The following is a 13473-nucleotide window of genomic DNA, read 5'->3' as shown; positions in this document are numbered from 1 at the left end:
TCACGGCAGATAAGGGATGACCATAAGCCCTGAACTGGTGAGAGTATTCACGGAGATCGTGCCACTCTCCCCCGCCGCCCCGTCTACCAGTAAATTGAATCCGACCTTCCCGTCGACAACTGGAAGGTCTTTAAATCCTGGCGTCCCATCCCCGAACAAAAACTTATCCAAGGAAACCTTTACAATTACCCCGTCGTCGATCTGATTACCAAATCGGTCTCTCAGAGTCTTTGTTTCGACAAAAATCGCCCCTGGTGATGAAACACTGATGTTTTCGATAGTGTTCGTAAACTCAATGTCGCCGAATGTTGTTCTTGCGCCAATCTGGGCACTGACACTCAAGTCAATCGAAGAAACTCCGGAGTTGAGGCGGAAGTTTTCTGAATAGGCCAAATTCTTCGTTTCACGATAGAATCGCAACTTCAGCGAGCACGTAGTCCCTGGATTGATGTAGGCCTGACATGTCGTTGATTCGATAGTCATGTCCCCAGATCCTTCAAGGCTAGGGAATGAAACCGGCTCTTCACCATCATTGCCAATGATCATTGGTAATGACCGAATATCGCCAGCCTCCATGAAGCCAAAATCAATCACCGTTTCAGAATCCGTAAACAGATTTCCGGACGACTTGACGTAAGCCGGCAGATCAATTCGCACCCCCATAAATTCAACCGCGAAATCCCGACTTCCAGTGATTGTTGGACGGATAACGATTTTTCCCTGGCAGACCGTGTTTGAAGAAATTGGATTACTGCACCCGACGACTGAAAGCTCTGGCCCAGACAAGGTCACGAATTGCGGGGAGTCAGTCCCATTTCTGAATATGGCATCAAGTTCTACCGCTGTATCGCTAAGCATTTCGCTGAGAATGCCGCTCCCGCGAACTTCGATAGCTGCGGACTCGGTTGAAGCAGCATCTTGCGGCTCTGAGCAAGCCGCAAGGAACATAACGATTGCCAATAAAACCACTTTCACGGTCTTCTCCTTACGGGCAGGTTGGGCACAGATGTCTTCTCAGCATTCCGCGAACCATTGGGTCGGAGCGCTTCCAAATAGACACGGCCTCTTCCTGCGTACGTACCGGGAAGGTGACTGGATAGATCACGCTGCTCGCATTGAATTTAAAGGGCTTCCAGTCGACTTGGTAAAAGTTAACAACCGGACTGTGGGTATTGTCCCCAGTAATCTGAGCACAGTTTTTGATCAGAGGGTCAGCTGAAATGTCAGCCTCGCCGTTTCGCCCGTGAGCCCCGTTAGAGAAATTCACGTTTACAAGCCCTTTGATGTCGTAGGCAAGAACCGTCGCCTTGCCGCCGAATGAACCTTCTTCACCGGCCCCAAGGTTGATTGTCTCGGAAGTTCGTTCTGCATTGCTGTTTGAGATCGCAACGCCAGGGCATGAGGCCTTGGTGCAATTGGCATTATCCTGTCTTTCCACAGGGTTAATGCTTTGACCAGGGTTGACGGGGTTCGCGAACGGATTTGTGCGCCCATGGTCAGTGAACAGCCCCACTTCATCATACGGAGGTCTTGCACCGGCGCCTCCAGGGCAAGCGCTGCCGGGCTCGACCCAAACGGTAGATGACGGGTTGCTTACGGCATCCTGAAGACCGTCGTCGCGCTCGTACGCTTCACATGAAAGCGTGTCGTCGATAAGGCGGAATTTCAGCTCCGTTTCCGCCATCTTGTGCATATAGAAAGTGATGCCGCGACCTGGGTTGACGACGTTAGCCGGGCTCACCAAACTGCTTTCAGCTTTCTGATAGTCGGTCAGAGCTCCATCAAAGTACCCGCCGATATTGGCCCCGATTTGGGGCGGACGCTCTTTCTTGTAGTAATAAGTCTTATCTTGGCTAGTATTTTCAGGCGTGGCAATCCAGTGCATAAAGTTGTATGCAAACTGAGGAGGCAAACAAATGTTATCTGTTACTGAGGCGTGGTAGTTAACAGTGTACTGTATGTTTGCAATCCATTTTGGGTAGTAACAGCCAGAACACCACCATTTCAAATACCAGTTCTTGAAAGCCTCAGTGCGCTGCGCTTCCGGTGTCCAGGTGGAGTTAGACGGCATTGAAAAGTCGTCATACTTCACTGTGTACCCTTTTGTTTTGTGTACATAGGTCTGATTTGACGCCAACTGAAATGCGCTGTGCCACTCAGAGTCCGCCGCCCAAAGCTCAAGACGGCAAGTGGTAGATTTTCGGGCGCACTTTCTCTGCCCCCCAATGTAAGGAGGGCGAACGCACTTCTTCAACGTCCGCGGAACCAGTTTTGTAACCCGCACAGCTGGCGAAGACACTCCGTCTTGGCCAATTGTATTGAAGCCAGCACCTTTCTCTGCACACAGGGCCTCAGAGAACTGATCACTGTTTGACTGAATTGTGCTAACGTCAACAGCGTCACATCGGGATCTCAGGTTCTCTGGGGAGCATGGGCCAGCGGATCCGTCAGCACATCTTGAGATGAAGGCATCATAAGCCGCCTCCCCATAAAAGCCTGACTTCATTTTTTCGGCGCAGATTTCAGAAGCATCAGCTGCTCGCTTGCCGGCATAACCGGCAACATTGATATTCACATTGTTGAACACGTCGCCAAGAACAATTGCAGATCCAGCGTTCGGACTTTTAACCACGCCTTGAGTTCCAGTCGCGGGATCCCACTTCCCTGCCAGATCAATGTTCAAAGATTGAGAAATGCCGTTGTTCGAAGTGAATACGCGTAGATTTAGAGGCACCGTGTTGGCTTCGTTTGATACGGAAACGATATTATTGGATGGATTGTTCACCACAACGTTTGAAACCGGAGCCAACGTGTTTGAAAGCGTGTTTATGACGGTCATATCAGGAGAGCTGCACGTCGTCCCCGCTCCGTCCGTTTTGCACACTGACGACGCTGCCAGAGCGATACTCATCAGTAATTGGTAGATCATCATATTACAGCCCCCCTCTACAGGTTGGACACAGCTGCCTTCTCACGATATCTCTAACAGCAGGGTCCGTTCTCTTAAATAGCTTGACGGCATCCTGCTGGGTCCGAGGTGAGATATTCTCGTTTTGGACGTATGTTGGCTCAATAAAGTCCAAGATCTTCCAAAAGGTCTTGTGGAATCCCACGTACAGATTTTTTGTCCCATTGTTCACGATGTTTGAGCAGTTTTTCAGCACGCTCGGAGCCGAAATGTCCATATCCCCGTTCACGCCGTGATCACCGTTCTGATATACCAAAGATGGAATATTTTTGATTTCGTACACCAAAAGCTGAGACGTCCCGCCGCGGGAGCCTAGTTCTCCCCGTTCAAGATTCACGACCTCCTTCGTAACTTCGCTCTGAGAGTTTGAGATGGCTACATGTGAGCAGTTCAGGCCCGAGCAGTTAGTATCCACAGTAGAAACAAGCGGATCTACCTGTTGTCCAAGCGCCCCAGTGAATTGGTCGCGAAGCCCATGGGCCGCCGTGTTCCCTTTATCTTCCCACGCGGGCACGTAATTCGCCGGATCTCCAGCTGGGCACGTCTGGTTGGTTTGGACATAGTTTGTAGCCATTGGGACCAAGTTCCCTGGTGTAGTGTCCGGAGAAGGTCCGCGATCTTCCTCATTGGAGAAACAATCAGATCCGAGCGGAAGAAATCTTTTGCCCAAAACTGTTTGAGTGCCTTTGTTTAACACAAGCGTGTGTCCACCAAATCTTGAATCCACCACGCCACTGTCGTCGTAAGTGTAATAACCAGGGTCGCACATCTGCGTGCTAAAAGTGTCAGAACAATGCTCGGGATGATAAGTGGATGGGTTCAAGTACTCGCTTGACTTCATGTCGGCACTTTCAATCGAAAGAGTTGGGACACCGTTCATAGATGACACTAACATCAACTCGAAATCTGAACTATCCGGCACAAGAGTGTAGCCTACACCGGAGAAACATTCGTTCATTTTGTAAATTTCTGGGCGAGCAAAAGGGGACAAAAATGGTACCGAGACCACTTGGTAAGAGGCGGGTATGCAGGATGTCAGTGTTTTCGTTCCCCCCACAGATGCTGTGGAGCCATCGAAGAACACGGGTCCCCACCCTTCTCTTTTTGTCGCTCCTTGCTGAGAGGACGAGAACATCTTCAAAATCTGAAGGCGAACGGGTGCGTAATCTTTTCCTCGAACAACGACTTTGAACGCCTTTCCGGACAAGGCTGCCCAATTTTTTGTAGACCAGTAATTAGTCAGATCGCCAGGATTTGTCGTGTTGTAGATACCAACGATTGTTGTACCAGGCTTTTCATAAACTCCTTGCATCGAGTTTAACCAATTGGTAATTGCGGGCTCCTTCCATTCACTGCCCGAAGCGATCGAGCTCTTCCCATACAAGGACAGGAGTGAGGCCACACTGTGAAACACAGGAGTGTTAAATCGAAGCTCGGTTTGAAGCAGTTCGCATAACTGCGCGTATCTGTAGTGGGCAGGTCTTTGGCACAACTTCAGTTCGCGAGGCACAAGTTTTGTCACAGTTACGATCGGGTTCACAATCTGATCTTGTGTAGAGAGATACGAGAACCCGCCCGGACAAATGCCAGCATGCTCAGTCGTATCCAGATTGAGGTCCATCATATCTGCATCATCACACTTTGTTCGGATAAGGTATTCGGGACAAGGGCTCCCAACAGTGCCGTCAGAACATCTGGTCATGAACTTGTCTTTTAGACCTTGTCCGTAGTCGCCGTTTAGAATTTTGGCGGCACAGATCTCAGAAGCGTTTTTCCCATTTTTTCCAACGTATCCCGCGGTATTCAAGGTCAAATTGTCGATGATTCCAGCCGTCACAATTGAGCTTGCCCCTTCCGCGGCACTCGACAACCCATTGGATTGAGCGTTTTTGTCCCACTTCGCCGAAAGGTCCAGAACCACATCCAGCGGTTCGCCCTGGTTGTTCAGAAAGATGTTAGTCTTCATTTTTTTTGAGTTTTCAAGAAGAAGGATGTTCACCTGCTCACCAGAAACCGCAGGAACATCTATGTTTGAGGTCGGAACCCCTTGGACTGTGGAGTTAACGATGCGAGCGCTGGAGGCTGAGGAGCATGCTGTGGCCCCTCCGGACGTAAAACAGTCAACATCCAGAGCATGGACACTCAATGGTAATAAGATCAGGAGTTTCCAAAGCATATGACCTCCATTCTTCACCACTTAAATAGCCAGCGCAGGGTCCGGGAGGCTCGGGCAGTCGTTTGACTATTTATGGTTCCAAGGAGGATTTTATGATCCGCAAAATGTTTTCTAAGGTAGACCAATTTGCCGCTATGGGCGCCGCCCACCTGATGGCAGACAAAACCCTTGTTCGCAGCGCCAAAATCGCGGGCGTGGCAGCAACTCTTCTGGCAGCCCCGTTGGCTCATGCCGGCTTCATCTCTGACGTGATGAGCACCCCAGTGACCCGCACGATCTTTGCTGCTGGATTCGGCCTGTTGGCTCTTATCGTGCTGTTTGTAAAGGTGATCATGCCATTGATCAACGGTAACAGTGACGGCATCGCCGCTGCGGTAATTGGCGCCGCAATTTTGGCCGGCATCGCCCTGAAAGGGCCAGAAATCATCATGGCCATCGGCCTTGACTAAAATCACAAACAACTCCGGGGCGACAGCCCCGGAGCACTGAATTTAATTTGGAGAGGGTGGAGTATGACAAAATGTGTAGATTTATCTGAAGACCCGCGGTTTACAGAAATTTCAATCACTTCGCTGATCGCTTTCTTCTTCCTTTTTTTGCTGATCAATATCTTCATCACAGTCGGTTTCTTCTATTTGATCCTTTGCGTTGCTGCTTTTGCGGTATCGCAAATCTTCTTCCAAGGGTCTCCGCGGCACGTCCTCCTTAGATTCAGATATACGGTCACAACATCCTCCACCCTCTCCCCAACTGTTCCACCCTCGGTGATCCTTCCGGATCCCGAGGAGGTTGAGGGGATTATGCGTTTTACAGGGATTGGTGATCACTCTTCTGAAAGATCGCTGTTCTCTTCTAAACTCTGAGCGTCTTCGCTGTTAACACTCGCTTGCGCCGGTTCTTCAAGAACCGGCTTTTTCTTTGTTGCTTCTGGCGAACCCCATCCAGGGACTTTGCTTGGCTCAAAGACAATTGTTTTAGGAAGTTCTGCCGATTTGATGGCCAAAAACACACGAGCATCATCCGCGGCAACCTTTGGGTGCTTCGCGGCCTTGAAGTTCACCGACGCCCAAAAGCTTGCATTGCTCATTACTGAGTCAGGATTGGCGTTGTGTGAGTAAAAAAGGATGGCGTCAGGAGTCCAGCAAACATCCCAAGGCTCGCCGTTTTCATTGACGTAACGAAAGTGCTGGAGTGCCTTCTTTAGCTCATTTTCCTTTTTAAAACCAATATTCAATGACAAGAAAATACTTCCGGCCATCGCTATCCCGTACCCGATTGCCGCTGGATAAAAGTGAATCAGCTTCACAGGGATGTTGCTCTTTTTTACGAGCCACTTTTCAGGGGGCCTGTTAAGGCGGACTTTGAATTTCGGCATCGTCACGGATCGACCCTGCGTGATGAAGTCTCTTGAATCGTACCCCATCCACAAGAAGCTTGCCAAAATCCCCAGAGACAAGGGGTAACGAACGAATCTGTTCAACAAACGATTGTTATTGGCCCGAATAGCGCCAGCGTATTCGTGCTCAAATCGTACCTGCATATCTTTCAGGAATTTCGCGTACTTTCCGTAACGTTTGGACACGATTCTCGGGAACATCAAAATGCTCCACAGCTCTTTGAGGAGCTTTCTTCTTGGGACTTCATCTTTCTTCTTCGTGGCCATAAACTCTAAATAGACCTTCCGTCTGGCTGGACTCTTTTAATACTTTATACGGTATTAAGAAGCATCGAGCTCGTAGATAGAGACCGGGTACACGGTCGCCACAACTTCGTCACAGAAAGCAAAAACAATCCCTTCGTAGAGGTACATCCCTGAGGAGTTGTGCCTTTCAGCTTTCGCCAAACAGGTCTTGCGCAAGGTGGGATCAGAGAGAACATCAAGCCCATCCTCAAGAGATCTCCAGGCTTTCTCGGCTATCTGTGAAGGGCTAAGCCCAAACCTTTCTCTCGCCCTCTCCACGGCATGATCACTGATCTTGATTGACTTATAGGAGAACATTTCACCTCCAGGCTACCCATTAAATAGCCTCGGGAGCTCGGCCCGACTATTTATTAGGCACTGAAAACCACGGAGCTACATTGGAAGACACAGTTGCAAAGACCAACGCCGAAGCAGTGAAACGCATTTTGTTTGAAAAAGTTCTTGAGACGCCAGTTCCGAGGACCGTGAACCCGAAGGCCACTCTTCGCGACTACGTTCCCAAAAAATTCACCTCATTTGCGGACGATTTTGTAATCATGTACTTGGACAAAATTGAGCGTGAGTTCAACGTATCGACCCACGGCATGAAAAGTAAGACGATCTCGGATATCTTGTCCTATCTTGAGTCAGCCAAGGTTCGCGCGATGAAGTACGGCAATCGCCCAATGAAGAAAAAGGTTTGGGGATAGTGCCCCTTTTTGGGAAAATGCCTCCGTCGACTTCTATATACCGGAAATCCCGTGATATTCTGAACACAGAACGGAAGGAGGCTTTATGGGAGGCACCAGACCCTCAAAGGCCGAAATTTGGACAGAGGCTCAGCGTGACATCTTGGAGATGACTGCGCGGCGCTTTGTTAAACCAGGCGAAAACCCTGAGAACAACGTGTTTATAAAGCTTGTCGGCCATGTCACCGGCAGGAAACCATTCTCCCCAGCTTTGCCTAAATTCGTTCAGAGAGCTCAAGCCAAAGGTGTCGATCTATTTATAGGTCAATCCGGAGGCATCATGAACAATAAAGCGAAAAACACAGCCGCAATTCTTAAAGACCCCACCGTCCAGAAGCTCCTCCAGGAAGCCGGAGACGGCGGCATCACTTCAAGGCGAGAGTCAAAACCAAGCCAGGATGAGCCTCCTCAGCGCCTTGAACCAATCACTCAAGACGACTTGATCAACACAGACTTTCTGACTTTTATGGGCAAAAAAATAAAAGAGGGGTAAATCCCCTCTTTTCATTTTCTAGCTCATCCACCTCGGAACAAGCAAGTAGGTCCGCTTTATCATAACCACGCTTGAATCAATAGCAGTTCCGCAGATTGCGCCCTTAATCGGAACAGTGATCGCCTCGACGGCCTCTTTGGCCACCTTCCATGATCTTGAAAATTCATCCAGGACCACGGAGCCGACCTTCAAGATGCGCTGATCATCGTCAAAGTGTACGGATGAGTGCAGTTTGCCTTTGCCGGCATCGTTTTGGTCAATGATGTGCTCAAGCTGTGCCTTGAAACCCTTGACTGCATATTTCCCGTCCGTCTCGTTCAAGAATGACGACAAAGCCACTGTCTTAACCATATCCCTTGCGTAATCGTCTTCGATACTTGAGACCTTCACAACGTGCGACACGTTTTGCAAGAAGGTAAGAGCTCCGCTTTTAATCACGTTGTCCATGATCACTTCAAAGACGATCTTGTACACGTCGAGATTCTTAAGAATGTTTAGTGAACATTCTTCTTTCGGCAAGTGGGTATAAATCAACTCCTTGTAATTTAGAGTCTCCAAGACTGACGGCGGAACATTGCTTTTCACCAGCTTAAAAAGCATGGTGACTTTTTCTTTGTAGAGCTCCTCAATGAGGGATTGCGTGGTGATGCAGTTTCTGAACAGATACCAAAGACCTGAAACCATATCCCCATCGCGAAGCCCGTTTGCGGACCGTAGTGTCTGAAAGTAGCTCTCCGCCTCATGCTTGAATTCGTGATACTTCTCCAGGAGTTCCTTTGTCTCGAGGTAACTCAGCTCCGCAAGCAGAGTTTCTGGCGCCAAGTTGGCGCGAACACCACAGAGATCATCCAAGAAGCCCTGCCACTTTACGCGAAATCTTACTAACTGCTCTGCTCTCGCGTCCATTCCTCACCTCCGTTCCTTAAATGGCCAGGATAGCTCCTGCCTTGGGATTCTCGGCTTTTAAGGTGTTCCACCATCGAATTCTGAGACTGGGCCGCAACAAAAGCGTCAAGCTCGAGCGCAATTCTTACCGGTATCCCCCGGATTTTGAGTTGTTTATTGGTCACATCCCTGGGTGCGAAGATTTTTATCGAACAGTAGCCAAGCAAGTTTGCAAAAATGTTCGAGCCAACCTGATGATCTTCGATCTTCACCATGTCGATGCTCTCGATGGGTCGAAAAATCAGGCCTGAGCGCATCGTCATTCTGGTTCTGTCAAACCTGACCTTTGTAGTCAGGGGGATCAATACCATATATAGTATGGAGAGCACCCCGGCCGCCGCGGCTGCCTTCTGGTGCTTGGTTGCAAACTTCAGCAGTGCAGCTTCCGGCTTTTTGATGATCTTGGCAATTTGCGGGTTGATTTTCGCCATATACCGGTGAACCAAGGGTCGCTCATTGATTGCCAGATAGTACGTCAAAATTAAAACCGCGATGATTGGGATAATGTTCTTTGCGGGATTTAAGCGAAATTCAATTTCGGTCATACGCCCTCCACCTCACTAAATAGCCGCAGGCAGCCATTTGGCTATTTACCAAGTATGGACATGACATCGCTTTTCTATCCTCCGCTGAGCCGGAAGATTTATGACACCAAATCCTATATAGACGCAATTGAAGACGGTAAAACGTTTCGCGACGTCTTCTGTCTTGGTGTTTGTGAACAAAATGGCGGCTCATGGCTTTTGAAAGATTTTGGGCAGGAGCCTCACGCTCTGTACGTCGGCACGACAGGTTCAGGTAAATCAAAGGCTGGAAGCTTTACTTTGACGACATACACCGCTACCAACTCTGATCACGCCATCATCTTTATCGCCGATGTTATCAAGGGTGCCGGCGACTACTCCCACCTCTTCGACCTTCCAAATGTCTACACCTCGGTCAATGAGAAGGGTTTTAATGCCAACGAAGGACTCAAGAGAATGATTGACCTGATGTACTCAGAGGCGCAAGTTCGCCAAGAGGAGTTCATCAACGCCGACGTTCCCGATCTTCCTGCCTATGAGCGTCTGACAGGAAAGAAAATTGCAAGAATTGTCCTTTTTATGGAGGAGTTTCACGCGATTCCTTACGGCGTCCTAGCCTTTGATAAAGACTACAAAAAGAAATACACGTCCGCTGAAAAATTCTTTAAGTTGATGCGTATTGGGCGCTCTCTCGGCATCTGGATTATTGGCGCTTCACAAAAAAGTACCAAATCCGACGTCCCAACTGAGATACGTGACTCTTTCACTCAAAGACTGATCTTCCGCGTTTCTCAGGGCGAGGCGCAGTACGTTTTGGGTGATTTGCGACCAGCTTTTTTGAGAACGGACCAAAAGGGCCGATGCTTCCACGAGGAAGGAGAAGTGCAATTCCCTTTCATTTCTCAATCTGAGTGTCGCCGAATCGTTGAAAAGTACGCCAAGCCATTCAACGCCGAGTGTTTCTATCTCAAGCCGGAAATGATCAAGAAGTATCTTTCTGGAAAAGACGGCAAGGAGCTGTACAGTCACAAGCGTGTTTCGGAATTGACGGAGGCGATTGAGTCCCATAAGGGAGAGATCGTTCTGGAGATCTGTCACGAAAAACTTGGACATTCATGGGAATCGGTCAACTCGAAGATTGATCCATATGGCATCTGCGGAATCATTACTGACCAGGAAGACAAGCGCTACTGTGTCGCTTACGAGACTGGAAAAGTCGGATTTAAAACGATCGCGAATCTTGTGAGAGCCATCAAGGAAAATAAGACGAATGGCGCTGTCTTGTACTGTTTGGCGGACGGGCTTAGTGCAAGAATTTACAAGGACGCAACCGAAGCTGGTATCCTTATCTACGACCACAAGGACCTAATCCGTTTTGGCGAGCAACTCGACACCGGAAAGGTCGATGTGGCGCTTCGCATGTACAAACTTCTGGCCAACAATGACGAGCATCACGATGACGAGGGGTACGATGATGAATTTGATGAGGATTACCTGCCTCCGGCAAAAGCTGAGAAGAAACCTCGCGCAACCAAACTGCCGAAGGATTTTGACTTCTCCTCGAAGGTTTCCGTCACAAGACCGATGACCGAAGAGTATTCTGTGGAGCCAGAAAAAGAAAAAGCCGTACCGAAAAAGAAGCCTAAAACCAAGCCCGCAAAAGAACGCGAAGAGGATCTGAAAATTCTCGAGAATGTCCGAAAAGGTCGAGTTCTTGCAGAGGCAGTTCTTGATGGCGAATTGCCAAAGAAGTCTCGCCAGCGAGCTGAGGACGTGATCAATAAGCGCGACTTCTTAAAAGACGAGCTGGACACATTCCTCGTGCCATCAGGCCAGATTGATCAAGCTCTAAAAGGATTGTTCGAGCCAGAGGAATAGTCACTTCAATGAATCGAGGTGTTCACGAACCATTCCAGGAACACCTTTTGACCTCTTCCAAATCACGGCCAAGTACCCGCGCTTGGCCGTTTGTGGCACATAAGAGGTTCCTTTGAGATAGGACTCGATGTAATCACCGAGCGAATGAAAGATGTCACTCACGAAGACTGGGAAGCAAAGTAGATAAAAACCGAGACTCCCAAATCCCTTCTCCCACGGAAAAAAGCTCGCCAACCACGCCTTGAAAACGCCAGGTATGGCTCCGCGAAGCCCGACAGGAGTCAAAACCATCTCCAGCAAGAAAACAACTCCCATTAGATACCAGATCCGCAACCACACTCCCAGAATAGGCAAGTGCGAAATACCTCTGTGGGTCAGAGTGTTTGCGAATGGTTGCCACAATACATTCCAGAGCAAATTTATCGGAGAAACGAACGTCTTCAGATACTGCCCAAATCCGAAATTTTTTATAGCGGACGGAAACGGAAATGTGTGCTTGCCTGGGCGATTCTCCGGATGATCAAGATCCGGTTGGAAAAAGGCCGAGCAATACATGTAGACCGCTGACGAAATGGCGCTCACGGTTACCGCTCCGGTAAAAGCGCTTGGGCCAAAGTTTGGCATCCTGTAGTAGAAGTGAAGAATGATGTAAATGAGAGCATAGTAAAGGGGCGTTGCCGTGTGGTTAACAGCAACGTTACTGATATTGTTCCCACCATAAGGGAAATAGTACTTTTTAAGCCGCTTCTTGAATTTCTCCACTGGAGACCTTTCCCGAACGAACCTGTGGTATCAACTCCCTGAGTACGTCCTGAAGAGCTGTCTTTTCAAAAGATCTACACAGAAATCGCGATGTGCTATTTGAAACAACTCCGTTGATTACGATCGCAGCTTTCCATACCGCCGTGACAATCCGCTCATCCCGATCAAATTTCAACTCAATGCCCTCCTCAGCGTACGACTTGGCCAAGACCTTTTCTTTCACAGCCCTGTATTCCGCGGCCTCCTTGATGTAACCAACATTTTCAAGGTGCTTGTCTGTGAACCTTCTCCCAAGTTCGCTAACAAGTTCTGGGTACGCGTCGCTGATCTCCCGAGCAACTATAGAGAGAACGGAATCTCTTGCGATCTCGGCTTCTTGAATCAGGCCGCGGTCAAGACACAGTGTTTCGGCGCCAGAGAGCTTGGCGCGCAAGCGGCCATTGGCGGAGCTGTCTTTAACGGTAATGTCCCAGTGCGGGAGAAGTGCCTGAAGTTCGTCTTGTGCTCTCATATCACTCCTTGAAAATGCTCTTGGCTTCGTCTTCGAAATTGTAGGTTGGAGCGAGCTCAAATTCGTTCTTAAAGAAAACCCTCGTTCTTGCGCTCGTGTTCACCAAAAACGAATCCTTTGTTACGTTCATGTTCAGGGTATCCCAAATTGTTTTATTCGCTGCGACCTCGTTCGCCGCCTTTCCCGTGATGTTCAGATACACGCCAAACGGAGTCCAAAGGGCCTGGCTGGCTGTTGATGGATCAAAACCATTCCAGACCAGGACTTTCTTGAGCCTTCTTCTTTCAACAATAAGAGGGTGGCTAAAATTCAAAAGAAGGCCAAAGAATCCTTGCGCGACAAAGAAAATGAATACAGGGTGTTCCAGGACCTTGTTGTAGTTCAGCTTCCCGGTCTTCATTTTTAGTGCGCTTTTGATGGAGAAGGTTGATTTGCTTTTTGTGAAGGGGCCGGCTCCAACATCGGCCATCAAATATCCGACCGCTACGGCATTTAGAGCCAACAACAAAGCCGCAGCTGCAAGGTGCCTCTTCATAGCAGATTTGATCCACGCTTGTTCGACCGTCAGTTTGTGAGCCTGAAAAAATTTCGACAAGGGAATTGTGCTTAGAGCAATGAGTAAAAGTTCAGCCCAAGGGAACAAGGTGGCGAAAAGGGCGCCGCTGCCGCCACTGCTTTCCTTCCCGCTTTCCATAGAACTTTTCATTATTTACCTCCGCTTCGACTTCCCTATAAATAGATCAGTGAAGCCGGAGGGGTGCCTTGTGACGGCGTTGCGCGGGACAG

At 49.0% G+C, this 13473-nt stretch carries 15 protein-coding genes; 4 read left to right on the top strand and 11 right to left on the bottom strand.

What is annotated here, in order from left to right; translation table 11 throughout:
- The 3 genes from ACZ5ZZ_RS18155 to ACZ5ZZ_RS18145 are packed head-to-tail and all read right to left on the bottom strand — an operon-like array spanning position 1 to position 5144.
- On the bottom strand, positions 1 to 975 hold the full coding sequence (locus ACZ5ZZ_RS18155; protein ID WP_464142495.1) for a hypothetical protein: 975 nt from the start codon (positions 973 to 975) through the stop codon (positions 1 to 3).
- A gap of 10 nt (positions 976 to 985) precedes the next feature.
- Positions 986 to 2932, bottom strand: coding sequence for a hypothetical protein (locus ACZ5ZZ_RS18150; RefSeq protein WP_464142493.1), 1947 nt, complete (start codon positions 2930 to 2932; stop codon positions 986 to 988).
- Position 2933: 1 nt separating this feature from the next.
- Positions 2934 to 5144, bottom strand: coding sequence for a hypothetical protein (locus ACZ5ZZ_RS18145; protein ID WP_464142490.1), 2211 nt, complete (start codon positions 5142 to 5144; stop codon positions 2934 to 2936).
- 104 nt (positions 5145 to 5248) lie between these two features.
- On the opposite strand from ACZ5ZZ_RS18145, the gene ACZ5ZZ_RS18140 reads away from it, so the two are divergent.
- Entirely contained in the window at positions 5249 to 5593 is a 345-nt protein-coding gene (locus tag ACZ5ZZ_RS18140) for a hypothetical protein (protein WP_464142488.1), read from the top strand.
- 111 nt (positions 5594 to 5704) lie between these two features.
- On the opposite strand, the gene ACZ5ZZ_RS18135 is transcribed toward ACZ5ZZ_RS18140, so the two are convergent.
- The 3 genes from ACZ5ZZ_RS18135 to ACZ5ZZ_RS18125 all read right to left on the bottom strand — a co-directional run bounded on the left by ACZ5ZZ_RS18135 (position 5705) and on the right by ACZ5ZZ_RS18125 (position 7143).
- Positions 5705 to 5827, bottom strand: coding sequence for a hypothetical protein (locus tag ACZ5ZZ_RS18135; protein WP_464142486.1), 123 nt, complete (start codon positions 5825 to 5827; stop codon positions 5705 to 5707).
- A 140-nt stretch (positions 5828 to 5967) separates the two neighbouring features.
- Positions 5968 to 6807 carry a hypothetical protein gene (locus ACZ5ZZ_RS18130; protein WP_464142484.1) on the bottom strand — a complete coding sequence of 280 codons (840 nt, stop codon included), beginning with the start codon at positions 6805 to 6807 and terminating at the stop codon, positions 5968 to 5970.
- A gap of 54 nt (positions 6808 to 6861) precedes the next feature.
- On the bottom strand, positions 6862 to 7143 hold the full coding sequence (locus tag ACZ5ZZ_RS18125; RefSeq protein ID WP_464142482.1) for a hypothetical protein: 282 nt from the start codon (positions 7141 to 7143) through the stop codon (positions 6862 to 6864).
- Between the two features lie 80 nt (positions 7144 to 7223).
- On the opposite strand from ACZ5ZZ_RS18125, the gene ACZ5ZZ_RS18120 reads away from it, so the two are divergent.
- Complete coding sequence (locus ACZ5ZZ_RS18120; protein ID WP_464142480.1) at positions 7224 to 7535, top strand: hypothetical protein; 312 nt, start codon at positions 7224 to 7226, stop codon at positions 7533 to 7535.
- Between the two features lie 142 nt (positions 7536 to 7677).
- Positions 7678 to 8067 carry a hypothetical protein gene (locus ACZ5ZZ_RS18115; RefSeq protein ID WP_464142478.1) on the top strand — a complete coding sequence of 130 codons (390 nt, stop codon included), beginning with the start codon at positions 7678 to 7680 and terminating at the stop codon, positions 8065 to 8067.
- 18 nt (positions 8068 to 8085) lie between these two features.
- Here the strand turns inward: ACZ5ZZ_RS18115 and ACZ5ZZ_RS18110 are convergent, their stop codons facing one another.
- Together ACZ5ZZ_RS18110 and ACZ5ZZ_RS18105 are read right to left on the bottom strand one after the other, a co-directional pair.
- Positions 8086 to 8973, bottom strand: coding sequence for a hypothetical protein (locus ACZ5ZZ_RS18110; protein ID WP_464142476.1), 888 nt, complete (start codon positions 8971 to 8973; stop codon positions 8086 to 8088).
- A complete protein-coding gene (locus ACZ5ZZ_RS18105; protein ID WP_464142474.1) occupies positions 8949 to 9557 on the bottom strand; it encodes a PH domain-containing protein in 609 nt (202 codons plus the stop codon). Before ACZ5ZZ_RS18105 ends, ACZ5ZZ_RS18110 begins: the two co-directional genes overlap by 25 nt.
- Before the next feature lie 54 nt (positions 9558 to 9611).
- On the opposite strand from ACZ5ZZ_RS18105, the gene ACZ5ZZ_RS18100 reads away from it, so the two are divergent.
- On the top strand, positions 9612 to 11414 hold the full coding sequence (locus ACZ5ZZ_RS18100; RefSeq protein WP_464142472.1) for a hypothetical protein: 1803 nt from the start codon (positions 9612 to 9614) through the stop codon (positions 11412 to 11414).
- On the opposite strand, the gene ACZ5ZZ_RS18095 is transcribed toward ACZ5ZZ_RS18100, so the two are convergent.
- The 3 genes from ACZ5ZZ_RS18095 to ACZ5ZZ_RS18085 are packed head-to-tail and all read right to left on the bottom strand — an operon-like array spanning position 11415 to position 13393.
- Positions 11415 to 12176: a DUF2227 family putative metal-binding protein gene (locus tag ACZ5ZZ_RS18095; protein ID WP_464142470.1), complete on the bottom strand. Its 762-nt coding sequence runs from the start codon at positions 12174 to 12176 to the stop codon at positions 11415 to 11417.
- Complete coding sequence (locus ACZ5ZZ_RS18090; protein ID WP_464142468.1) at positions 12151 to 12687, bottom strand: hypothetical protein; 537 nt, start codon at positions 12685 to 12687, stop codon at positions 12151 to 12153. Before ACZ5ZZ_RS18090 ends, ACZ5ZZ_RS18095 begins: the two co-directional genes overlap by 26 nt.
- Position 12688: 1 nt before the next feature.
- Positions 12689 to 13393, bottom strand: coding sequence for a hypothetical protein (locus ACZ5ZZ_RS18085; RefSeq protein WP_464142466.1), 705 nt, complete (start codon positions 13391 to 13393; stop codon positions 12689 to 12691).
- Positions 13394 to 13473 lie beyond the last annotated feature (80 nt).

The sequence above is a fragment of the Bdellovibrio sp. HM001 genome, from assembly GCF_055397275.1.
The sequence above is the reverse complement of the archived record's forward strand: the minus strand, read 5'-3'. Positions and strand labels throughout refer to the sequence as shown.